This is a genomic window from Microbulbifer maximicatervae (SeqCode) (assembly GCF_052467615.1).
Genome location: NZ_CP174319.1, coordinates 534,176 through 558,682, shown reverse-complemented (window position 1 = coordinate 558,682; position 24,507 = coordinate 534,176). Strand labels below are relative to the sequence as shown.

At 44.2% G+C, this 24,507-nt stretch carries 21 protein-coding genes; 19 read left to right on the top strand and 2 right to left on the bottom strand.

What is annotated here, in order from left to right; genetic code table 11:
• Window positions 1–111 precede the first annotated feature (111 nt).
• From ACJJIM_RS02425 to ACJJIM_RS02405, 5 genes are all read left to right on the top strand, one after another.
• The gene (locus tag ACJJIM_RS02425; protein WP_444912249.1) at window positions 112–2,886 is read left to right on the top strand and encodes a valine--tRNA ligase; all 2,775 of its coding nucleotides are present in this window, start codon (window positions 112–114) and stop codon (window positions 2,884–2,886) included.
• A gap of 573 nt (window positions 2,887–3,459) precedes the next feature.
• Window positions 3,460–4,014, top strand: a complete 555-nt coding sequence (locus ACJJIM_RS02420) for a hypothetical protein (RefSeq protein ID WP_444912248.1) — start codon at window positions 3,460–3,462, stop codon at window positions 4,012–4,014.
• A gap of 65 nt (window positions 4,015–4,079) precedes the next feature.
• Window positions 4,080–4,484 carry an ABZJ_00895 family protein gene (locus tag ACJJIM_RS02415; RefSeq protein ID WP_444912247.1) on the top strand — a complete coding sequence of 135 codons (405 nt, stop codon included), beginning with the start codon at window positions 4,080–4,082 and terminating at the stop codon, window positions 4,482–4,484.
• 484 nt (window positions 4,485–4,968) lie between these two features.
• Entirely contained in the window at window positions 4,969–5,187 is a 219-nt protein-coding gene (locus ACJJIM_RS02410) for a DUF6500 family protein (RefSeq protein ID WP_444912246.1), read from the top strand.
• Window positions 5,188–5,304: 117 nt separating this feature from the next.
• Complete coding sequence (locus ACJJIM_RS02405) at window positions 5,305–5,559, top strand: hypothetical protein (protein ID WP_444912245.1); 255 nt, start codon at window positions 5,305–5,307, stop codon at window positions 5,557–5,559.
• Between the two features lie 142 nt (window positions 5,560–5,701).
• Here ACJJIM_RS02405 and csrA read toward each other — a convergent pair whose 3' ends face one another.
• A complete protein-coding gene (gene csrA / locus ACJJIM_RS02400; protein ID WP_444912244.1) occupies window positions 5,702–5,890 on the bottom strand; it encodes a carbon storage regulator CsrA in 189 nt (62 codons plus the stop codon).
• A 745-nt stretch (window positions 5,891–6,635) separates the two neighbouring features.
• Here csrA and ACJJIM_RS02395 point away from each other — a divergent pair.
• Together ACJJIM_RS02395 and ACJJIM_RS02390 are read left to right on the top strand one after the other, a co-directional pair.
• Window positions 6,636–6,866 (top strand): hypothetical protein, encoded by a 231-nt coding sequence (locus tag ACJJIM_RS02395; protein WP_444912243.1) that lies wholly within the window; start codon window positions 6,636–6,638, stop codon window positions 6,864–6,866.
• 128 nt (window positions 6,867–6,994) lie between these two features.
• Complete coding sequence (locus tag ACJJIM_RS02390; RefSeq protein ID WP_444912242.1) at window positions 6,995–8,596, top strand: GmrSD restriction endonuclease domain-containing protein; 1,602 nt, start codon at window positions 6,995–6,997, stop codon at window positions 8,594–8,596.
• 497 nt (window positions 8,597–9,093) lie between these two features.
• On the opposite strand, the gene ACJJIM_RS02385 is transcribed toward ACJJIM_RS02390, so the two are convergent.
• Entirely contained in the window at window positions 9,094–10,080 is a 987-nt protein-coding gene (locus ACJJIM_RS02385; RefSeq protein WP_444912241.1) for a transposase, read from the bottom strand.
• Window positions 10,081–10,467: 387 nt separating this feature from the next.
• Here ACJJIM_RS02385 and ACJJIM_RS02380 point away from each other — a divergent pair, with 387 nt between their 5' ends.
• The 12 genes from ACJJIM_RS02380 (at window position 10,468) to ACJJIM_RS02325 (ending at window position 24,458) form a co-directional block, all read left to right on the top strand.
• Window positions 10,468–11,034 carry a hypothetical protein gene (locus ACJJIM_RS02380; protein ID WP_444912240.1) on the top strand — a complete coding sequence of 189 codons (567 nt, stop codon included), beginning with the start codon at window positions 10,468–10,470 and terminating at the stop codon, window positions 11,032–11,034.
• Window positions 11,035–11,793: 759 nt separating this feature from the next.
• Window positions 11,794–12,393 (top strand): DUF6630 family protein, encoded by a 600-nt coding sequence (locus ACJJIM_RS02375; protein WP_444912239.1) that lies wholly within the window; start codon window positions 11,794–11,796, stop codon window positions 12,391–12,393.
• Between the two features lie 178 nt (window positions 12,394–12,571).
• Window positions 12,572–12,970: a hypothetical protein gene (locus ACJJIM_RS02370; protein ID WP_444912238.1), complete on the top strand. Its 399-nt coding sequence runs from the start codon at window positions 12,572–12,574 to the stop codon at window positions 12,968–12,970.
• Window positions 12,971–13,540: 570 nt separating this feature from the next.
• Window positions 13,541–13,966 (top strand): WapI family immunity protein, encoded by a 426-nt coding sequence (locus tag ACJJIM_RS02365; protein WP_444912237.1) that lies wholly within the window; start codon window positions 13,541–13,543, stop codon window positions 13,964–13,966.
• Window positions 13,967–14,089: 123 nt separating this feature from the next.
• Entirely contained in the window at window positions 14,090–14,335 is a 246-nt protein-coding gene (locus tag ACJJIM_RS02360) for a hypothetical protein (RefSeq protein ID WP_444912236.1), read from the top strand.
• 797 nt (window positions 14,336–15,132) lie between these two features.
• Window positions 15,133–16,650 carry a tetratricopeptide repeat protein gene (locus ACJJIM_RS02355; protein ID WP_444912235.1) on the top strand — a complete coding sequence of 506 codons (1,518 nt, stop codon included), beginning with the start codon at window positions 15,133–15,135 and terminating at the stop codon, window positions 16,648–16,650.
• 1,309 nt (window positions 16,651–17,959) lie between these two features.
• Window positions 17,960–18,259: a hypothetical protein gene (locus ACJJIM_RS02350; protein WP_413664627.1), complete on the top strand. Its 300-nt coding sequence runs from the start codon at window positions 17,960–17,962 to the stop codon at window positions 18,257–18,259.
• Between the two features lie 818 nt (window positions 18,260–19,077).
• Window positions 19,078–19,803, top strand: coding sequence for an SIMPL domain-containing protein (locus tag ACJJIM_RS02345; protein WP_413664626.1), 726 nt, complete (start codon window positions 19,078–19,080; stop codon window positions 19,801–19,803).
• An 852-nt stretch (window positions 19,804–20,655) separates the two neighbouring features.
• Window positions 20,656–21,003 carry a ribonuclease E inhibitor RraB gene (locus ACJJIM_RS02340; protein ID WP_413664625.1) on the top strand — a complete coding sequence of 116 codons (348 nt, stop codon included), beginning with the start codon at window positions 20,656–20,658 and terminating at the stop codon, window positions 21,001–21,003.
• A 297-nt stretch (window positions 21,004–21,300) separates the two neighbouring features.
• The gene (locus ACJJIM_RS02335; RefSeq protein WP_413664624.1) at window positions 21,301–21,699 is read left to right on the top strand and encodes a hypothetical protein; all 399 of its coding nucleotides are present in this window, start codon (window positions 21,301–21,303) and stop codon (window positions 21,697–21,699) included.
• A 627-nt stretch (window positions 21,700–22,326) separates the two neighbouring features.
• A complete protein-coding gene (locus tag ACJJIM_RS02330; RefSeq protein WP_413664623.1) occupies window positions 22,327–22,761 on the top strand; it encodes an FxLYD domain-containing protein in 435 nt (144 codons plus the stop codon).
• A gap of 1,352 nt (window positions 22,762–24,113) precedes the next feature.
• The gene (locus ACJJIM_RS02325) at window positions 24,114–24,458 is read left to right on the top strand and encodes a hypothetical protein (RefSeq protein ID WP_444912234.1); all 345 of its coding nucleotides are present in this window, start codon (window positions 24,114–24,116) and stop codon (window positions 24,456–24,458) included.
• Window positions 24,459–24,507 lie beyond the last annotated feature (49 nt).

Sequence of the window (24,507 nt, the reverse complement as noted above, 5' to 3'; positions counted from 1 at the left end):
GACCCCGGCGGTATAATTGCCGCCTTTTCCGCGCAGCCCGAGCAAGCACCAGACTATCCTGAGCCAAAACGCTGTGCACGCAGTCAGTTAAACACAAGGTTTCCCGCCCGCATGGACAAAACATACCAGCCCAACGCCATCGAACAGCAGTGGTACAAAACCTGGGAGGAGAACGGCTACTTCAAGCCTTCCGGGGATACTGAGGCCAAGCCCTACAGCATCATGATCCCGCCGCCGAACGTCACCGGCAGCCTGCATATGGGCCACGGTTTCCAGGAGTCCATCATGGACGCCCTGATTCGCTACCACCGCATGCAGGGAGACAACACCCTGTGGCAAGTGGGCACCGACCATGCCGGTATCGCCACCCAGATGGTGGTAGAGCGCCTGCTGGGCGCCGAAGGCGTATCCCGCCACGACCTGGGCCGCGACAAGTTTACTGAGAAGGTCTGGGAGTGGAAGGAAGAGTCCGGCGGCACCATTACCCGCCAGCTGCGCCGCCTGGGCGCCAGCCCCGACTGGTCCCGCGAACGCTTCACCATGGACGACGGCTTCTACAAAGCGGTGCAGGAAGTCTTTATCAAACTGTATGAAGACGGCCTGATTTATCGCGGCAAGCGCCTGGTGAACTGGGACCCGAAATTCCACACCGCGATCTCCGACCTGGAAGTATTAAACGAAGAGAAGCAGGGTCACCTGTGGCACTTCCGCTACCCGCTCTCCGACGGCTCCGGCCACTTGGTAGTTGCCACTACCCGCCCGGAAACCATGCTCGGCGATACCGCCGTAGCCGTACACCCGGAAGACGAGCGCTACCAGCACCTGATTGGCAAGACCATAAAGTTGCCCCTGGCGGATCGCGAAATCCCGATTATTGCCGACGAATACGTCGATCGTGAATTCGGCACCGGCTGTGTAAAAATCACCCCGGCACACGACTTCAACGACTACGAAATGGGCCAGCGCCACAACCTCGAGATGATTAACATCCTCGATGCCGACGCCCACCTGAACGACGCAGTGCCGGAAAAATACCGGGGCATGGAGCGCTTTGCCGCGCGCACCCAGATTGTCGATGACCTGGACGCCCTCGGCCTGCTGGAAAAAGTAGAGCCCCACACCCTCAAGGTACCTCACGGAGACCGCTCCGGCGCCGTGATTGAGCCCTGGCTCACCGATCAATGGTACGTAAAAACCCAGCCCCTGGCCGATGAAGCCATCGCCGCCGTTGAAGATGGCCGCGTTGAGTTCGTACCGAAAAACTACGAAAACATGTACTTCTCCTGGATGCGCGATATCCAGGATTGGTGTATTTCCCGTCAGCTGTGGTGGGGCCACCGCATCCCCGCCTGGTACGACAACGAAGGTAAAGTCTACGTTGGCCGTAGCGAAGAGGAAGTGCGCGAGAAGCACAACCTGGGCGCCGATATCAGCCTGCGCCAGGACGACGACGTACTCGACACCTGGTTCTCCTCCGGCCTGTGGACCTTCGGCACCCTGGGCTGGCCAGAAGATACCGAAGAACTGAAAGCCTTCCACCCCAGCTCCGTACTGGTCACCGGCTTCGATATTATTTTCTTCTGGGTCGCACGTATGATGATGCTGACCCTTTACTTCAAGAAGGAAGTACCGTTTAACACCGTGTACGTGCACGGCCTGGTGCGCGATAACCACGGCCAGAAGATGTCCAAGTCCAAGGGCAACGTGATCGATCCCATCGACCTGATCGACGGTATCGACCTGGAGAGCCTGGTACAGAAACGCACCAGCGGCCTGATGCAGCCGCACCTGCGCGAGAAAATCGAAAAGCAAACCCGCAAGGACTTCCCCGAAGGTTTCTCTGCTTTTGGTACCGATGCCCTGCGCTACACCTACTACTCACTGGCATCCACCGGCCGCGACATCAAGTTTGATGTGGGCCGTATCGAAGGCTTCCGCAATTTCTGTAACAAGATCTGGAATGCCTCCCGCTACGTGCTGCAAAACTGCGAAGAGCACGATTGTGGACAGGACGGCAGCACGGATTTTGAACTGACCATCGCCGACCGCTGGATTATTTCCCAATTGCAGCGCACCGAAATCACCGTACGCGAAGCCATGGACACCTACCGCTTCGACCTCGCCTCCCAGGCCCTGTACGACTTTATCTGGAGCGAGTACTGCAGCTGGTACCTGGAACTGTCCAAGCCGGTACTGTGGGACGACAACGCCTCCGACGCAGTGAAGAAAGGCACCCGCCGCACCCTGATCCGCGTACTGGAAACCATTTTGCGTCTGGCCCACCCGCTGATGCCGTTTATCACTGAAGAAATCTGGCAGCGTGTAAAAACCCTCGCCGGCTCCAACGGTGACACCATTATGCTGCAACAGTACCCGGAAGCCGATAACAGCAAGATCGACGAGGAAGCGGAAGCGGCCGTTGCCTGGTTGAAGCAGGTTATTGAAGGCGTGCGTAATATTCGCGGTGAAATGAATATTTCCCCAGCGAAGAAAATCCCACTGATCCTGCGCGGCGGTTCCAACCGAGACAAAGAACTTCTGGAGCAAGCCCGCAGCCTGCTGATCAAACTGGCGAGCCTCGAAGAAATCACCTGGCTGGAAAGTGGAGAAGCGGCCCCCGCCTCCGCCACTGCCCTGGTAGGCGATATGGAATTGCTGGTACCCATGGCCGGCTTGATCGACGTTAAAGCCGAAAGCGCCCGTCTACAAAAAGAGATTGATAAACTTTCCAAAGAACTCGCGCGGGTTGAAGGCAAACTCAACAATCCCAAGTTTGTAGACAAAGCCCCCGAAGCCGTTGTTGCCAAGGAGAAGGACAAGCTTGCAGAAATGAAAGGTGCTCACGAGCGTCTGCAACAGCAACTTGAGGAAATCAGTAACCTTTAAGATTACTGGTAATCCGCTCCATTAAAGAGCGGAGCTGATTTAAAAAAGGGGGCACTGCCCCCTTTTCTTTTTTTGACATAAATCAAACGACCCCTTCTAGCCCTAGTGCCTTTCGATTTTCTAGCAACTTCAGAACCTGAGTATGTACTCAATGTACCTGCATCGCCTATGGGTTTGTCAGCGCCAAAATCAGCTTTACCGAAGTGGTATACGACCTAAAGCGCGCTAAAACGCTTCAAGCTACGCTCAATCTTTCAACCCTCCTAAGTACCTGATAAGAAATCAACATGATTTCCGATCGGTTTGACTGTTATTTTTTATACAAAGATTCTGATTGATTGAAAACTCTAGGTCTAATAGTGAGTTAGAGAAAAACTATTCATTGGGGATAGTGACCAAACTAATTATTTTTGAACTTGGGACAAGAGTTCCGGTTTGTATGTGATTTATTGATCCCTCAAGGTTCTTACGTACTTCTTCGTTAGATTGATTCCAGAATAGTAATCATCATAATAGTGGTCAGAATGATTACTATATAAATGCCATGTTTCAAATAAGGGGGAGTCATAAACTATGAGTTATGAGCAAATCACAGACCTAAAAGAGATTGAGTCAAAGTTACAAAGTCTCGGTTGGGAACTTGATGCATGTGAGTATGATGATAAAGATGAATTCGAAGAAGTATTAGACCGACTATATCCGGGTGAGGTGAAAAAGGTAGCAAAACGTGCTTCTGAACTTGGCTCTGTAAAGGGGAAGCACTTGTACGGTCGAATGCTAGGAGATGAAGCTAGAAAACTCAAGGAAGACGGAAAACCGTACAAGGATTTACAGACGAAAGCCAGAGAGCTAGTTTTTTACGCAGCCAAAGGTGGTTGCTGGGGGGCTATGGATGATTTAGGAACTGAGCATACTGAAGATTTAGGGCCGCAAATGTACGAACAGCTTGCGTTTATCCAACTCTCCGGTCAAGACCCATTGGAACATGTTGAGTATTGTCGAGAGTATCTCAATATGAACATTACCCAGGAAGAAATAGACAAAGGTGTAAACCTATATAATGAGTTACACGATCACATGGAAGTAAATTCTATACAAAAGGAAAGTTGTAACTGTATTTTTCCATAGCAAATCATAACAAATGGTTGCAGTACGTTCCGCTGAACCTGGCATTAACTACACAAGGAGAAGTAATGAGCATTCGAGGAGTATTAACCCGGTTCGCTTTAACTTATATAACACTGATTTTCATCGTAGGATTTACACTTAACTATTTTGGCGTTGACAGTAATAGCGGCGTAAATTTCGGAATATTAATGGGCTCGATATTTTGGGTATGCTCTTCTTTTGCTAATAAGAATCGCCGCTATTTCAATAAAAGTGAAAAAACCAGGGTAGTAATTGCCCTCATCACTATTAACGTAGTTATTCAAGCTATTTTCGGGGCTATCGCACTTTCCGAATCTGGTCATGAAACAAGCGGTTCAGTTCTTTTGCTCTCAGTTGCAATTATCGGAGCTATTCATGCAGTCGCTATCTATTTCTTCGTAGGGTTTGCGAAAAAAACACTAATTAAGCAAGGCATCATAGAGAGTTAAGAAGGCCAGCCCGAGGGATGCCAAAACCTCCGTTTTGGTTTTGGCGCCCCCTGCTGGCAGAACTATGGTTAAAATGGGAATCGAGAAAATTGGAAACTTTGATCCCAATTATACTTTTTGTATTATTTATCTATGCAATTTTATTATTGATTATTGGATTCGTTAAATATGGACTATTTCTGATTCAAGAAAGAAGCACTGGGCAAATAGAAAAAATAGTAAAAACATATAGATTTACTTTCACCACAAAACTTAGTAATCATTTAAACTTCATCAACACCTTTATGTTGGCTATACTTATATCGTTTATAGTAGCTGGGCTTATATATGTGCTTAAACTTTTCAACTAAGCACTAGCAAACCATATTAAACGTGTCGTGGTTCATCGGTAAAGCCGATAGGATCTTTGTTCCGCTGCTTACAACTACACTATAGAGCCACAAATGTAGACGGCATGGTGCTGTAAAATTAAGGAAAAAGTTTTTTGAGAGCAGATCTTAGGAAAAAGATTATTGACGTTTGTGACCAAAAAATAGAAAAGAAAGGTAGTAATGTAGGAGTATCTTTCTATGCATTTTTCAAAAACAAGAATGATCAGCCAGAAATTCTAATGGAGGCCGCGAAGTGGTGGATAGAAACGCACCAACTTGATCATTTTGAAAAGGCCGAAAAAATCAAATCAATGATCAAGGCTGGTGTTTAACATGGTAACTTCCGGTCAAATTATCCAGCATCATAATAATATGCTCAAAGACGCACTACGGGCTGGACTCTGGTGCTTTCACACCTCCACGCTCTACCGTAGGCGCTATAAATCCATATGAGTAAAGAAAAATTAAAGCATAGTTGTAAGCAAAATCAGTACGAAGATGCTGAAATTCTCTATCAAAAAATTAATCAAGTGGAATGGGGTTGGGTTCTTTCGCAGTGGCAATCTGCGACTGAATTTGATATTGAGGATGGTTATAAAGGGAAAGTTGGCTCACAGATGTGCTCTCATCACCTCCTTATAAGATACTGCCCATTTTGTGGTGAAGATCTTAAAAATAGAAGAGAAGTGCATAGTAGCTTATAACAAGCTAATAAACTTCGCGCGTGAAAGACACACGCCGAATAGCTTACGATACGCTCCAGCTGCCAGTTATTAGAACGTTAACCCTATCGCCTAGCGGATTGAACACGCCAACGCGCGCCCTTGCTTAGGGCGCTCCGTAATCTCAACCAACTTCATCCCCCAGCACCCTCTCCTGTTGGACACGTCTATAGATTTCCTCACGGTGAACAGGTAGAGATTTTGGGGCACGTATGCCTATCTTTACCTGATTGCCCTTAACTTCCAATACCGTAATTGAAACGCTCGCTCCAATCCGTAAGTTTTCACCCGTCCGGCGCTTTAAGATCAACATAATTGCTTCCTATGAATACTCAAACCATGCGTAGACCTCCCTTAATGGAAGGATTTGAAAGTAACTTTTAAGGAAGTATCAGGTGGAGCGCGAGAACGGTAGGCATAGAGGTAGAAAAGGCAGACGCAACGCTTCCAGAGCCAGGGGACATGCCCCAAACTACTGAATGGACTCCACTTTATTGAAGACGAGCGGGTTTCTAGCGTATGATCCATATAGCCATTTTGATAGTCATAGTATCAATTTGGTTAGCTGGCCCCAGGTGTTAGCGCACCTTGGGTCAGCGCCTTTTACTTACTCTTACGTCACGCTACCGTTCTCCTTTGAGGGAATGGTTTTTAGAAAATTCTTGATTCTCTCGAGTTTCTTGGACCGCTTTGCTCATCGGCCTTCAGAAGGCTGTTCAATGACGACCCAAATACCGATAAATATCCACCGATTTTACGCAGCTTTGACACTAAAACAAACTGAATAAAATCCAATAAGATTATTTTTGTGCCTATATTTTGTGTATTCACAAACGGAGAATCTTAGTTGCACATAAAAATAAGCGTTAAGATTGATACTCTTCCCCGCAACTCACTTTGGAATCCAGAAACAATAGATTATCCATAACAGCCTCGCCCTGCTGTTTTTATGTACATTCTGTTGATTTTCTATACTTCTTGCCTCGAAGATCAAAAGCAGAAAATTACTAATGGTATAATGCGGCTTCTTTTGAATCGCTGTTATAAGTAATAAAAAAATGGAACCTGAAGAACTAAAAAGGAAGCTTGATCTAGTCGCGACTTCTTGCATGCAGCTTTCCAGAGAGTTGCAGTCTCTCGACACACAGTTAAGCCTGAATATGGACAGAAAAGCAATTCGGGAAATAATTACCAATCTCCACTGGGCAGCCGAAAACACAACCGTGGTTGGGCTTCACCAAATTGGAGAGGCGCTTGACGATAATATGGGTACCGGTCTCCATGATTGAAATTACTTATAATAAGCGCCGGCACAAATACAGGCTTCGCACTTTGGACTCACAACAAGTTGCTTGCCTGTGCCGCGGGCGTTACATACCCAAAAAGTGTAACCGGAATAATTAAATTAAGGAATAAGATGTCAGCGAATATAGCAAGCAGGTTGGAAACTGGAACCCCATATCTAAAAGACTTAATTGCAGATATAAACTCTGGACAGATCAAAGTTCCTCAATTTCAGCGCCAGTTTGTTTGGAAAGAAGAGCAAGCATTGAAGCTTCTGGACTCTATTGCAAGCAATTATCCAGTTGGCAGCTTGCTACTTTGGCGTACAAAAAATTCTCTAGCTGTAGAGCGAAATATTGGGGCCTTTAAGTTGCCAGAAACAGACGATATGTCTCCAACAGACTATGTTCTAGACGGGCAGCAAAGATTGACTGTAATTTATTCGGCACTAGGTGCTTTAGAAGGGCAAAATGGTTTTGATGCAGCTTACGATCTCGTTGAAGACTGCTTCATGGAGGCCCCTGAGGACTTTAGTCAAACTCAATTTCCCCTTCGCATTATATACAACACAACGAAGCTACTTAACTTCCGATCTGGACTTGTAAGTTATCCGAATGCAGATGAGTTACAAGAGAAGTTAGATGGTCTAATTGATGTAATTACAAACTATAGAATTCCAGTTGTTACTTTAAAGGAGCTAACTGTTGAGGAAGTTTGCCCAATTTTTGAAAGGATCAACAGTTCAGGAACTAGACTTTCGACGTACGACTTAATGGTTGCCGCAACATGGACAGAGAGCTTTGATTTGAATGAAGAGGCTCAAAAAATTGCGAATTCGTTAAAACCTAAAGGCTTTGATGATATTGATGGCAATACTGTTCTCAAATGCCTTTCTGCAATCAAACACAAAGGAATAAAGAAGGAGCAAGTTTTATCTCTAAGAAATCTATCTAAAGATGAAATGGATAGCTTAGTTGAAATAGCAAAGGCTGCGCTTCTTAAGACTATAGATTTACTTAAAACGGAGTTTAAAATATACAGCTGGGACTTCCTTCCTTATGAAGCTATTGCTGTTGTTCTTTCATACGTTTTCTCAAAAAGAAAGACGTTAACACTAGAAGACGTAAGACGTGTTAGAAAATGGTTTTGGTTAAGTGCATTTTCTGAACGATATCGGGGGGCATCAGAATCATTTGTCTCTCAAGACCTTGAAGCTATAGATTCTTTTGTTATTAATGGTGAAGATCCTAAAAAATCCTTTGGAAGCATTCCGACACAGGAAGCCTTTAAAAAGTTAGCGTTCAGAAGTAATAACTCCAGATCTCGGGCACTAATAATATTGCTTGCTCTGAAACGCCCGCGAAATATTACAAATGGAGCTGTTATTGATCCTGAAATAGCGCTATCGAACTACAACAGCAAACAATTTCACCACATTTATCCGAAAGCTCATCTAAAACGAATTAATGCATCTGGAGAGCACAATAGCTTAGCAAACTTCTGCATGTTGGCCGCTTCAGAAAACAATGCAATCAGTGATGATCATCCGAATGAGTATTTGCCGCACTTGATTAGCGAATTAGGAAAAGAAGTTGTGGATGTATTTAATTCTAATTACCTCCCGGATCCCAGATCAGTAGATTTTTCAACACTTGAATACCCTGAGTTCATTGATCTAAGGGCTAAATTGATGCTTGAAGATATTAATAAACTGACGAATGGTGAAAGCATATAAATCGGATAGCCGGTACTTTCTAGCTACCGGCCCCATACCACCTATTATGTGGGTCCGCAATGGGCGGTTACTTATTGGTTATAATCCTCTACCCACCGATAGTGTCGAGAAGCTCTTCATTTGAGCTGAGTGTCATGGCAGTGTGCCACCTCAACTTTATCCGACTGGAAACATATCGGTAGGCTAGCCCTGTCTTTTAAATCATGGATTTTGTGTTCAGGCTTTCACCCTGTCCAAGATATTCATCTTGGCATTTGGCTACTACACCACCGGCTGACTTCTGTTGAATCACCTCAGCCATTACTGAAGATCTAGGACAGCCAAAGACTGAGGGGTGGTTCCTGTAATAGAGCTAGCTACCTCTCTGGCGGCTCTTTCTCTTTGGTTTACAGGTAAAGGAGATTAAATACTTGGAATTGGTCTTCAGGCTATTGGGATCGCTGTTTTTCGATAAAAGGGCGGTAATCGTGCTGTTGAGTACTTAAGGCCGGGGTAGATTAGCAGGGCGTAGCTGAGAGGAGGCGCCGACAGTCGCTTATACCGTGTACCCAGCGTTTATCGAGTTGAGCACAAACTTTTTGTACAACCTCTACCGATCCCACCAAGCCTTTAAAGCGACTTTCAAAGTTCCGGCTGAGATAGAGCCAGTGCTTGGGTGAAATGCCGAGTCGCTCCAGAATAGGAGGTATGTTTTCGGCAATACAACCCCGTTTTCTGGGGTCTAAATGCCGGCCGCTCCAATCCACTAACTCCAAATAGTGATCCAGCTGGAAAGGAAGCCCTTTCGGCATATTCAAACGCTCACCGCCGACAAACGGAAGTAGATTTTTGGGCTGCTTACCTGAGACTGCCACACGAATACGCTGTTGAATCGAGGTGTAATCAGACTCTTCAGGTGTCTTGGCAATATTGGCACGGATGGGGTTAAGGTCTACATAGGCCATACAGGCGGCGAGTGCTCTTTCATCCAGTAAAGCCTGAGACTTGAACCGGCCCTCCCAAAAGCGGCCTGTACAGTTGTCTTCAGCATTGGCCTGGCGAGCGATGGATTCATTTAAACAGCGCATAAACCAGCTGATATCCATTAGACGCTCCCGCCATAGGGAAACGACCTCTTTTAGCCTGTCTTCCTCAGCATGATCGAGAGTATCGCCCTGAATATAGCGCTGAGCTAAGCTGGAAGCCTTGAATAGCTTTTGCCAGCGAGTAATTACCTCTGTAATAGACCACTTGTTAGCCGATTCTGTGTCGATATAGAGCACTATATGGTAGTGATTACTCATTACTGCATAGGCGGCAATATCTAGCGCAAACACCTCGGCTAACTTATGCATACGGCTTTCAATCCATTCGCGCCGATGCTCGTAATCTTTTCCGGATTCAGTATCTCTGCCACAGAGAAATGCACGCCGTACACAGCGGGAGACACAGTGATAGTACGGTGTTGCATCAAGAGATATCTGGGTGCTTCGCGGTAGAGTCATCGGCTGCACGCGCACTTATCTGTATAAACATACAGCATTTTGTGGGATTTCAATCTTTTGTCAATAGGGATGACGGTTTATACTTTCTATTTGGTGGGTGTCCAGGATCACGCTAACACGCAGTTTTGCTAGCGGCTTCCTCCCCACAAGACCTCTCGGTATTGCAGTTGCCATTCGCTAGTAATTAGCATTTAATGGCGCCCATTAAATGGTGATTTTCCTAAAGGGGACTTTCACTCATTAGTCCGCGTCTATGCTGGGCGTACCAAGCCGAACCAAGCACTTCCCTTGGTCGCTGGTACAGCCAAAACGCTGCGCTTATCTGCCTGCCCTTGTGTAGGGCGTGATATCTCAGGGGATTGAAGAGTTGTGATTATTAGGAATGTGATGTTAGTAATATCCTTTCTAGGGCTAGCTGGGTGTGCTTCAACCGAGTTGAAAAAATCATTTAAGCCAGTAAAAAATACATATGAAAGTATACAATTCAATCCTGTATTTGGCGAAGTGACTAGTAAACATCCAGAATATTTAAAGGCCCAGAAGGAGTGTGAAAATACTGTTTACGCTGACGGGGTCAAAATTAATGATATATTTGTACATGATCGATCAAAGTTAAATGGAATATCCACCAAACACATGTCTGAATATATTAAAAATAGATTATCTCTGGGTTTAGGCATTAATGGATCATTTAATTTGGCCAGTGCGGCTTTATCTATCCCAATTGAAAGTGATACCCCCTCTTATCAGTCTAAGGGTAATCCCAAAACATATGAAGATTATTCGAAAGAATATATGACTCTGGAGAAACCGACTGAGATTAAGACTATTAATAGCCTTCAGGAGAAATATATTGAATGTATGCGAGAAGAGAAAAAATTTGAGCCTATAAAATTTATTATAAAGAATTCTGAAACAGGTGAGATAATAAGGGAACACAAAGTCAAGAAATAAGACATATCGAGTAGTTGGCAGCTTTAAGCTGCCAACCATTTTGCGAGTCCGCAATGGGCGGTTCCCTATCCGTAATGAGTCTCTACCCAGCGATAGTGTCGAGCAGCACTTCACTTAAGTTGAGTGCCATGGCAGTGCGCTACCTCAACTTTATCCGACTGGAAACATATCGGTAGGCTAGCCCTGTCTTTTAACTTATGGAGTTTAGGTTCAGGCCTTCACTCTGTCCAAGGTATTCATCTTGGCATTAGGCTACTATGCCGTCGGCTAACCTCTGTTTAATCACCTTGCTCATTACTGACCTAGGCCCAGCTGTGTCTCACCTCTTTCAACTATCCCCGCGATGGTGGCTAGCGGGTTGGGCCTTATGGGGCACCGGCCACTCTGACAGCTTCACAGCAGCAAGCTAAACAGATCTCCCCTAAGAAAAGCGTGAACTTCCACTACGCAACTGCATCATTAACTCTACCCGCTAAATCACACGGCTTCAGTGCCCATGGCCACCTCGCCTCCAGGCTAAGCCTTATAGGATGTTTCTGTTTGCCAGCGCGTAGTTTTGTAAGCAGCTTCCTCCCCACAAGACCTCACGGTATTGCAGTTGCCATTCGCTAGTAGTTAGCATTTAATGGAAGCCATTAAACGGTGATTTTCCTACTGGGGACTTTCACCCATTAGTTCCCGCCCATGCTGGGTGTACCAATCAGCCGACCGCAAAAGCCTCGGCTGATTGAGGCGTTACATATACAATGAGGTACAACCTTGAAACTACTCTTAATCATTGGCATATGCTTAGCTTCTTATGCTCTCTATGCCAGCATGAAGAAGGCTGGTAAACCAACACATCCATTAAGTAGCTTGGCATCATTAATTTCTAACTCTAGTGAGAAGGTAAGTACCGATATAAATCTGTATTTAAATTCACCTGAATCATTCTTGAAAAAATATGAGTTCGAATTCAGAGAAAGAGATATTGAATCAGTAGATGAGATGTCTGATTCCGTCGTTGTAGTAGAAATTTTACTGAAGAATAAATTTCTTATATACGTAGATGGCGATCATGAACCAAGTGATGCATTGTTACAATTAAACATCCTTTCAAAGGAAAAACTACAGACAGCAGACTCATACAATGAGATCATGGATTCCTATAGATCAAGTAAGTATGGCATTGCAACTTTCCTACAGGATGGTGAATGGCCCTCTTTGTTTAAATGCGCAAACGAAGCAGGCTTTAAGCTTCTTGCTGTTGATGAAGATTCTGATTCTTTGCCATTAATCCTTGTGCCACTTGAGAAATCTCAAGAAATTCTAAAGGCGTTTAGAGAGGCAAGACTTAAGACCTATTTTTCAAGTAAATAAATGTAAATTGGGTAACCGGTAGTTTCTAGCTACCGGCCCTTAGACCACCCATCGTTCAGGCCAGTAATGGCCGGTTCCCTATCCGAAATGAATCTCTACCCAGCGATAGTGTCATGGCAGTGGACTCTGGTTATTTGCCTACCCATTTGCGGTCTTTTTTGATAGGAGTTTTGAATTAATGATCTCAGAGCTTAGATTGAGTGTTCTACTTCGAGGAGAGAAGTTTTCTCCAAAGGAAGCAGAGAATGTCACAGGGCTTAGACTTCAAGACAAATTAGAGCTTGGTGAGATTTCTCCGAGGGGGCGCTATCGAGGTAAGCCTGTACCCTATGGTACTGCTCAGCTAGAAGTTCCCGCCGAAATACCATATGAAGATAGGTTGATGTGGATAATTCGAGCCCTCGAAGTAAACCTTAAACAGCTATATGAATGTGGTGCTGAAGAGACAAGAATTTATGCAGGTTACTTCTATAAAGATCAATGCAATTTTGGCTTTAGCAGGGAGGAGTTGTCGTCAATAGCAAAACTTGATATAGATTTTGCTATATCCTGTTACGACATGTCAGATGAGGAATAAATGCACTAAATCGGATAGCCGATAGTTTCTAGCTACCGCCCCCGATACCACCCATCGCGCGAGTCGTTATTGGGCGGCTCCCTTTCCGTAATAAATCTCTACCCAACGATAATGTCGAGTAGCTCCTCATTTGAATAAAGTATCATGGCGGTGCGCAACTTCCGAGTCAGTGGCCACGCTGACGGCTTCACAGCAGCAAGCTAAACAGATATCCCCAGATAAAAACATGAACTTTCACCACACAACTGCATCATTGACTCTATCCACTATATCACTCGGCTGGGTGTCCTTGGCCACCTCGCCCCCAGGCTAAGTCTTAAAAAATACTTCTATTCGTCAGCTCGTAATTTTGCTAGCGGCCTCCTCCCCACAAGACCTCACGGTGTTGTAGTTGCCATTCGCTAGTAGTTAGCATTTAATGGAACCCATTAAATGGTGATCCTCCCACAGGGGACTTTCACCTCATGAGTCCGCGTCCACGCTGGGCGTACCAAGCACATGTTGTCGGACTAGTTATCCGTTGCGTTCCAAACCAGCCGCAATTGCGAGCGTTAGGCATCTATATAGAATATGCAAATAAAACTTAATGATTCAGAGGAAATCCAAATTCAACTGCTCAGTAGGGGAGCTTCAAATTACATTTATGACTGTAATTTGTTAGTTTCATTTAGAACTGGCGAAAAGACATATTCACAGGAAGTCTGGGTGGATGGTACTGAATTTAAGTGTTTTTTAAATGAGCTTGAAATACTCAACCATAAGTTAAGTGGAAAGGCCGAATTAGCTTCAGAAACGCCAGGAGAATTACTAATAAAATTTACATCTGTCGACTCCCTGGGTCATATGGCTCTCCACTTTGAGTTAGGTAAGCAAATTTGGATTGGTCCTGAGGTTTTTTGGTCCAAAATTATTCAAGCCTTTCCTATAGACGCCGAGTACTTGGAACGTATTTGTAAAGAAATGTTTAAAAGTTTTTCAGAAGTTAAAAATGCCTAACGAGCACCTACAGTTGACCCTAGATGCTCTGCGCCTTTTGGGCTTGCTGCGTAAACTAACCCAAATTCGCTCCATTCCAAGGCCAACTGATGTGGGCGTTAGTACTTTAAAAGCAGTCTCGATATGACAAAAGTAAGAAACAAGCTCACAACAGTACAGAAGAGAGAAAAGGCCGAGAGGCAAAAAAAATATATGTGGGTCTTCATGAGCGGGAAACAAGTTCGGGTTAAGCGTCCCCCAACCATAGATGGAATGGACGTTGACATGTATATTGAAAGGAACGCAGATCCTATTTGGCTACATGAGAACGGAATGCGGGAAGTTCTTCATGCAAGAGAAATGGATGAATCTAATGATGATATTTTTTAACCAGCGGCGTCTCTTCATTGAGGTGCTAAATCAGATAGCTGGTAGCTCCTAGCCCCCACACTGTCCATCGTGCGAGTCCGCAATGGATGGCTCCCTATCCTTAATAAATCTCTACCCAACGATAGTGTCGAGCAGCCCTTCACCTGAGTTGCGTCTCAAGGCCTTGCGCCACCTCAACTTTATCCGACTGGAAACAAATTGGTAGGTTAGCCCTGTCTTTTACCTCATGGATTTAGGTTCAGGCCTTCACCGTGTCCAAGGTATTAGCCTTGACATTAGGCTACAATGCCGTCGTCTAACTTCTGTTGAATCACCTTGGTCATTACTGATCGAGGCTCTACTGTGTTCCACCACTTGCTTTCTATCTTCACGACGCTGGCTAGCGGGTTGGACCTACTTGTGAGTCAGCGGTCACGGTGACAGCTTCACAGCAGCAAACTAAACAGATCTCCAAGATAAGAGCATGACCTTTCACTGCACAATTGCATCATTGACTCTGCCCATTAGATCACCCGGTGTCGCTGTCCCTGGCCACCTCGTACACCGGCTAAGCCTTGTATGAAGTTTCTGTACGTCAGACCATGGCTTTACTAGCGGCTTCCTCCCCACAAGACCTCGTGGTATTGCAGTTGCCATTCACTAGTAGTTCGCATTTAATGGCACCCATTAAACGGTGATCTTCCTACAGGAGAGTTCCACCCCATTAGTTCACGCCCATTCTTTGAGCGTCCTGGCCTCAGATAGAGCGTTAAGCCTATTTTGGCGATATAACTAATAACGTTCACAAGGAGTAATGAGTGAGTGAAGTAAATCTTTTCTTTCAAATTTCCTATTCAAATACGGATGACGCATCTCTTGCAAGCAAGAAAATTAGAAAATTACTGAATGAAAGTCATCAAGATCTTAATAGTGCACTTTATAAGTTAGAGGCTTTCAATGACAAAAACCTAGAAAATGAAATAACAGTTGAAAGCCTTCAAAGAACCAAGTCAAATATCAATATTTCTGCCTATAGCGGAAGGATTGACTCGCCAGTCTGGCTAATTAAATCAATAGCTTTAACGGGTTGCGAATACATTAGTTTGCGAGAGCAATGGGATGATGGTGGGCAAACACACTATTTTATAAAAGACAGAAAGGTCTCCAAAAAAGTATACGATGAGGAAAGCTACGAAGGAGATATAGCTGGTGATACTGAGGGACTCTATCTTCCTGAAGGCAGGGTCAGAATCAAAGCAAAATTATTGGAGTCTGACTGGATAGACAGTGACTTTGGCACTATTTGTTATATGAAATTTATGTCTGAAGATGGACATACGATTTATTACAAAGGGACTTCAGAAAAGCTGGCTTTGACTGCACTAGATGATTACGAAGATAACGTTGAATTTGACTGCTCTATTGAAAGGGAGCTAGTCGGTAGTATTTTCATAGCAAGAATTAAAAGACCCACCAATATTTTGGTTAAGGAAGCTGCAAAAGAGGAGTTCTCTCCAAAGTCTTTTAGGGGTAAAAATCGAAAATTTATTGATGGCCCGCTTGGTAAGCTTACATTAGCTTACTTAAATGAATACTCTTGCTCTTCCGAGAAGGCAATTCACTCTCTTTCTGATCATGGAATAATGGGGTTTACATTTACGGCCATTATATCGAAATTGAAAAAAATAGAAGAACACAACTTTTCAGGTTTTGGTATCAATATAAGTTTGGACGATAGCAAATTTAAAATGGTTGAAATCAATTCAGCCCAAGACGGATTAGAATTGGACCTAGAAAGTTTCAACAAGAAAATATTAGCTTGGAACATTGAGTTTTTTCAGCAAGAAATTAGAGAGAATTATTCTGAAATATCATGGGCCAATAAAGGCATCGATGTTAACTTAGTATTGAGAAGAAATGGCTTTAAGTTTGTTCTCAAGAAATTACCGAAGACAACATCGAAAAATGCACTTCAGACTTACAAATGGTATTCAGACCACCCAGGAGAAGCAGGCCTATTACACTGGAAGATTTTATTTGATGAGATCAAGCTTCTTGCTGATTCTGGAGACCCTGAATGTATGACAATTATTGGTCATTTATATAATTCCTCTGTTCGCTCATGGGATATGGATATTAAAGCTTCGGAGAAATATTGGAAGATGGCTGCAGAACTTGGTAACGTTGATGCAATGTGGGCTCTGGGTAGAGCATATAGCTGGAGAACTTGGCCAAATGACGAAGAAACTGCGATAAAATATCTAAAGATGGGGGCTAATTTAGGCCACAGGCAGTGTGCAAAAGAACTAAAAAAATATAACGTGTTAAACGAATAGAAAAGCCAGAAGTCGGGTAACCGGTAGTTTCTAGCTACCGGCCCCCATACCCCCCATCGCGCGGTTCCGCAATGGGCAGTTCCCTACCCGTAACGAATCTCTACCCAATGATAGTATCATGGCAGTAGACTGTAGTTATCTGTCTATCCATATACGGTTTTTTTTGATAGGAATTTGAAGTAATGATCGCCGAGCTTAGATTGAGTGTTCTACTTCGTGCAGAAAAATTTTCTTCAAAGGAAGCAGAGAATATCACAGGGGTTCGACTTCAAGATAAATTAGAGCTTGGAGAGATTTCCCCGAAAGGGCCCTATCGAGGTAAGCCTGTTCCTTATGGTACTGCCCAGCTAGAAGTTCCCGCTGAAATACCATATAACAACAGGTTAATGTCGGACCCTCGAAGTAAACCTTAAAAAGCTATATGGATGTGGTGCTGAAGAGACGAGAATTTATGCAGGTTACTTCTATAAAGATCAATGTAATTTTGGCTTTAAGAGGGAGGAGTTGTCTGCAACAGCGAAACTTGATATAGATTTTACAATATCATGTTACGACATTTCAGATGAAGAATAAATCTACTAAACCGGATAGCCGGTAGTTTCTAGCTGCCGGCCCCACATCACCCATCAAGCAGGTCCGCAATGGGTATTTCCCTATCCATAATGAATCTCTACCCAGCGATAGTGTCGAACAGCTCTTCACTTGGGCTGAGTCCCATGGCAGTGCGCTACTTCCGAGTTAGCAGCCACGCTGACAGCTTCACAGCAGCAAGCTAGATGGATCTCCCCAGATGAGAACATGAACCGTCACCACACAACTGTATCATTTACTCAATCCTGTAGATTACCTGGCTTCAGTACCCTTAACCACATCGCCTTCAGACTAAGTCTCATAAGATATTTCGGTCCGTCAGCTCGTAGCCTTAAAAGCCGCTTCCTCCCCACAAGGCCTCGCGGTGTTGCAGTTGCCATTCGCTAGTAGTTAGCATTTAATGGACCCCATTAAATGGTGATCCTCCTACATGGGAATGGGACTCTCACCCCATTAGTTTACAACCATGCTGGGCGTACCAAGTCAATCAATGCCACCGACATCTTACTTTATGTACTTTTGTATGGCTGCTACGCTCCCATTTACGCGCAAAAAGTATATAAAATAAGCCGCGACTGATTGCGGCGCTAGCATTCACATCCACATAATCCGTCAAACCTAAAGATATAAGAAAATGTCAGAATTTTACATAACAATTAATTTCAATGTTCCTCAAGATAAAAGGTCTAAAATTGAGAGCTTTCTCGAGGAGGGAACTATGAGCATGGATACTGAGGGTGCTATCAATGCGATCTCGTCGTTGGGAGAAGGTATCCGTGAGCTGCTTGAGATAACGGATGATGAAGGTGAGAGAGAGTGGTTAGATGAGCAGTTAACTTTGGAAGAACAGTTGGAGCCTCAGGAATGGAATATTGATGGAAATTCCGTGGAAATCGAGTACATGTGCGACTCTTGGGTTGCAAAGGGTTTCGTGAACTTGTTAATTAATATCTATCGCCTAGCTGGAATGGAAGGTGTTTCTGCAGCTGAACTCAATGAAGACGAATTTTGCGAGTAATCAAAGCTAAATTGGGTAGCCAGTAGTTCTAGCTACCGCCCCCCACACCACCCATCATGCGGATCCGCAATGGGTGGTTCGCTATCCGTAATAAACCCCTACCCAACACTAGAGTCAAGCATCTCTTCATTTAAGTTGATTGTCATGGCAGTACTCTCCCTCAACGTTATATCCAGCTGAAAACATATCGGTAGGCTACCCCTGCCTTTTAACTCATGGATTTAGGTTCAGGCTTTCACCGTGTCTAAGCTATTCATCTAGGCATTGGGCGCTACTATGCAGTCTGCCGGCTTTAGCTTAATAAGCTCATCAGCCATTACTGACCGAGGCGCGGCAATGTCCTACCATTTTTGTCTATCCCCACGGTGGTGGCTAGTGGGTTGGACCTAATTATGGGTCAGCGGCCACGCTGCCAGATTCACAATAGCAAATTAAACAGATCTTCCTAGATAAAAACGTAAACTTTCACTACACAACTGCATCATTGACTCTACCCGTTAGGTCACCCAGCTTCGGTGTCCTTTGCCACCTCGCCTCTAAGCCAAGCCTTATAGGATGTTTCTGTTCGTCTTTGCTAACCGCTTCCTCTCCACACGACCTCACGATGTTGCAGTTGCCATTCGCTAACAGTTAGCATTTAATAGAATCCATTAAATGGTGATCTTCCTACAGAGGACTTTCACTCCATTAGTCCACTCCCGTCCTGGGCGTACCAAGTCAATTAACTACGCGCCTTCGGCGCCCGACAGCTTATACTTCACTTCGCTATGTTTCGGCTGCGGGTGATTGAGGCGTTAAAACTCAAAAAGGAATCGTGCATGAAATTTATTGTTTTGGCTTTAACGCTTGCTATGTCATTGGCAGTTACTGCAAATCCAGTACCTAACTTTCCGTTCGTTATTGTCACGGAGAAACTTGAGCAAAAGGTAAAGCCCGATGTAGTAAAAGTACGCTTCAGTATATTGGCTTACGAACAATCCTCTAATAGAGCTATGGAGCAATTAACAAAATCCTCAGCACTGATGTTGGAGGCGCTTAAAAAGCATGGGGTACTCATTTCAAGCTTAGAGTCAACCCAAATTGATAAAAACACAAAGCGCGCTAGAAAAGACGGAGCCTATAATTTGGAGGTTTTGGGTTATGAGGTACAGCAAGGATTCAATTTGAGATTAACGAACCTCGATAAATACCCCAGCCTAATGAATGAACTGATCCGGCTAGATGGAGTTCAAAATATAGATGCATTCTTTGAGACGTCTAAAGAAGAAGAGTACAAAGAGAAAATGATAACTGAGCTTAGTGTAAAAGCTCGGAAAAAAGCTAATGCTCTTGCCCAAGCCCAATCTAGAAAGGTAAAAAGTGTATATGGTATAACTACGGAGGAAAACTTTGGTCAGGCGTACGCTATATTTTCCTTAGAGTACAACCCCCAAGAATATGCACTGGCTATGGCCGCAGATTCTTACGGTATGGACTTAGTTATGGCGGTGCCGGAATATATTAAAGTGGGACAAAGAATTACCGCAATATATGAACTTAACTAGCTTAAGTGATAAAAAGTGTAAATCGGGGGACGATAGCTTCTAGCTACCACTCCCATACATCCCATCATGCGGGTCCGCAATGGGCGGCTCCCTATCCGTAATGAATTTCTACCCAACGATAGTGTCGAGCAGGTCTTCATTTGAGCTAAGTATCATGGCAGTGCGCCATCTCAACTTTATCCGACTGGAAACATATCGGTAAGCTAGTCCTGTCTTTCAGCTCAAGGATTTAGGTTCAGGCCTTCACCTTGTCCAGGGTATTAATCTTGGCATTTGGCTACTATGCCATCGGCTGACTTCTGCTTAATCACCCTGACCACTACTGACCCAGGGCGCTGCTATGTCCCACCACTTTTGTCTGTCCCCGCGGTGGTGGCTAGCAGGTTGGGCCTACTTATGAGTCAGGGGCCATACTGACAGCTTCACAGCAGCAAGCTAAACAGATCTCCCCAGATAAGAACGTGAACTTTCACTACACAACTACACAACTACACAACTACACAACTACACAACTACACAACTACATAACTGACTCTACTCGCTAGATCATCCGTCTTCGGTGCCCCTGGCCACCTCGCCTCCAGGCTAAGCCTTATAGGATGTTTCTATTTGCCAGCGCGTAGTTTTGCTAGCGGCTTCTTCCCGCAAGGCCTCCCGGTATTACAGTTGCCATTCACTGGTAGTTAGCATTTAATGGCGCCTATTAAACGGTGATCTTCCTGCATGGGACTTTCACCCCATTAGTTCACGCCCATGCTGGGCGTACCAAGCGCATGCTGCCGGACTGTTTTTCCGCTGCGCTTCAAACCAGCTGAAAATCCGAGCGCTAGGCTTTTAGACTAAAGGTAGAACATGTCAGTAATTGAAAAGATGATGGATGCAGCAGAAGCTGATATTGACGTATTAAATTTGTTGAATTCTCAGGGAGATAACTTCGATCTACACAGAGATGTAGACTTTCTTATTGAAGCTCCAACTCAAGAAAAAGCGAAACTAATCTGCGAGTTCATAAATGACTATAACTATGGACACGCCACTCTTGAAGGCGAGCATGATGGGGCTCATCGTGTAACAGTGGTGATAAATATGCCTATTAACCAGAACATTATTACTTCTGTCTCGGGGCTCATGGTATGTATTTCAAGCCTCTTTGATGGTGTTCTTAACGGCTGGGGTTGTTGTGCACAAACCCAATCCTAAATCGAGTAGCCGGTAGTTTCTAGCCACCGGCCCCCACACCCGCCATCGTGTGAGTCTGCAATGGGCGGTTCCTATCCGTAATCTCTGCCCAACGATAGTGTCGAGCAGCGCTTCACTTAAGTTGAGTTGAGTTGAGTTGAGTTGAGTTGAGTTGAGTGTCATGACATTGCGCTACCTCAACTTTATCCAACTGAAAACATACCGGTAGGCGAACCCTGTCTTTGAACTCATCGATTTTAGATTCAGGCCTTCACACTACCAAGCCGGTGTTTGAGGCGTTAAGTTTACGGAAATATTATGAATTTAAGCTGGAACCCATTTCCTGAGTATCGAGATTTTTCGTTTCAGGCAATCCATGACGATTCGGAGGGTTTTCGAATACTTTTAGAGGCTTACTGTGACAAGATCTCGAATAAGCAAGCATTACGAGTGAGATTTCCTCTGGCTGGCCCGATGTACTACCACAGAGTAGATGAAGGCTTTTTGTTGTCTCCAGAAAGTACGATAGGTAATCCAGCCGCTACTTTTCAGCAAACAAAAGCATCGGATTTAATTGAGCGTTTTCATATGTTTAGCTGTAATATTTATCGAGAAAGTTCAATTGTTCATTATTGTATTTATACTGCTAATGAATGTATTGAAGTTCTCTCAGAATTTGAACCTGTCTGTGAAGATTTGTCGCGCCTGAAAACTTAACAAGTTGCTTAAATACGTTCCGGGCTGCGCCCTCCACGGACAGCCTACACTGTGTTTCGGCTGCCCTTTAGCAAAGCGTTAACTGGAATTTCTATATGAGTCAATTCAAGCCAGGCTTTAGGATTTCGTTACTCGATATAGCGGTGCTAACCGTCGCAGCTATTCTGACTTATGTGACAAGTAGCAGATCAATGATTTTGATGACGATTGTACTGTTCGTCGTTGGCCACTTTTTCTTGTTTTGTAACGTAATCCGAAGGCTTTAAATAGCGGGAATGAAATGAAGAAAGGAATCAAGACTACAGGAATACAATTACTGATCTTATTGGGCTTGTTTGTTGCTTCTATCGTTTGGTGGAGGCTTTGGTTTTACCAAGGCTTCGTTGGTCCCCCTCCTTTCTTACATTGGTTTATCCGCATGGATGGTGAGGCCTCGTATGACTTAACCTATTGTGAATTGTTAATTCAACTTATACTGGTTTGGTTATCATCTAATGTGTTTTACTATGTTAAAAGACTTTATGGTAAAAGCATTTAACCAACTCAGGCACGCGACCCACTTTCGTTCCGCCTTTCGGCTCCATAAAAAGCGCTCGCATGCTAAAGACGTTAAACGTAAGGAATCATATGAGAATAATGCGCTGGATTGGAGAAAAGCTGGCTTTTGGTTTTGTCTTTGGTATTGGTGTTTTTCTGGCCGTAGAGGGAGGTCAGAGGGCTGAGAAGAAGATAAAACGCATCTTTTATTCAAAGGAATATATTCAGTACTCTGGTGGCAACGAGCTTGAAATCAGTGATCACTCAGATATTCGAGATATGCGAGAGTACATAATCGGCGGTGTCATCAAAAATAACACCGAAGACTCATGGAAGAATGTGACCATTGATGTGGTCGTTCTAAAAAGTGGTATCGAGGTTGATCGCTGTCAGAAGGAGCTAGGGTTTCTGGCAGCAAATTCAACCGAAAGTTTTAGTGTAGTTTGTGATCGCGTGTTCCCAGAAAGAGTTACAAAAGATTATACATATACAATTGAAATTTCTTATGCGAGCCGTCGCGTTTAACAAGTCAATCAATGCCCCCCGTGGTGCTGAATCTTCGCACTGCGTGCTCTGGCCCATCATTGATGGCATTAAGCAATAAAGCTATGGCAAAATATAAAATATATTATTTCCAAATTTAAAATTGCGACAAGATGCATTCTAATTCTTGTATCTGTGTTGGCGCATATCCATAGTTATACTTGCTTCCTATTTACAGATGGATGCGGGCTAGCCGAGGGACTGTACGCTTTATATGGCATTGTCTTCGGGTCATCATTAACAGCCGCTGGCATCATGCTTCTTCATTTTTCAAAATGGCCTGCATGGCTAGGGCAGTTATTTTTAGTTTATGTTGCAATATTCTCGGTTACAGTGCAATAAATGCTTAACAACACCTACAATGATCGCCCTTCGGGCTGGACCGCTAAAAGCACTGCTTCGCAGCAACACAGCCGATTCACTCAGCGTTATGGATCATTATGAATTTTCCTAAGCTCAATCTATTATTGGTAATTTTCTTGACGTTGGGAGGTTGCTCTTCATTGGGAGCCCAGTATTATTGCGGTAATCCCGATAACAAAAAGAAGTGGGAGTTAGTTGATCTAACCTCTGAATCACAGCGGGTCTATTTGGAATTAATCCCAAAAGAGTCGGTGTTCTTCAAAACACCCAAAAAGTACTACTGGTATACGTCTGGGAAGCAAACTCGGTTGTGTTCGCCAACTCTGGAGTTGGAACCTGAATTTTTCGATGAATCGGTCGAGGGCTGCTTTATCTACGAGTTCATTTTTGAAGACAGCAATATAGTACAAGAACGTGAGCTAGTGTGTACAGGCTAAGCCATAACAAAGTGCTCTACCGGACCGCCTACTGCGTAGGCTGGGACTCGCAAAAAGCACGCTTTTTACTCGCCGGTAAGCACGACGTTATGCGTAAGTAGTCATGGAAGAAAAATACGAAGGATTCTGGCTTAATATTGATGAAGATGATTCATCTAGAGTTGTGTATGAAAGTTATAGAAAGAAGCTTGATCTCCTAAAAATAATTTATCAAAGAGCGGACGGTTGCTATCTACCTTCTTCATTTAGAAAGCAACGAGATCCACGTTGATGGCAAGTTCCGTGTCATAGACCAGGCTGACATGGAAGTATTACTCAAGAAACTTACTTCTAACGGCGATCAAAGAATTCAATGTGCTGGTGAAGAGTTTGATATGATCGAGCCTCCTGAAGAAAGAGATGTTGAAGTAAGAATATGTGTGTAGAGAACGTTACAATACTTCAGATATCAATGTCTAACAATGCGCTGCATCCGACTCTGGCGCTATCGCGCCTGCGTGTGCAAGCTTGGTGTTCTGTGTCAAAGGAGTTATCGTGAGTATACCTAAAAAGGGAAGTAGAAAAATTGTAGTAAAAGGAAATTCATACCGTTGGATCGTACGAGACCGGCCTACTTACACACAAGCTTGTCAAGGTGGGAAAATGCTTGCTGCTATTGAATTAGATAGCCAAAAAGGTTCTACGTTATCGGTTGAATTCAAGTGGCTGCGTCCAGATGTTGCAATAACTAGCTATCCAAACTCTGTGACTCCAAAGTTAATTGAATCATGTATTAAGAGTGCAATAAACGAAGGCTGGAATCCAATTAATCCTGGTCCAGTTTATAATTATTATTGTGAACTAGATCAACACAGAAATCGGGTAGCCGGTAGTTTCTAGCTACCGGCCCCCACACCACCCATCGTGCGGGTCCGCAATGGGCGGTTCC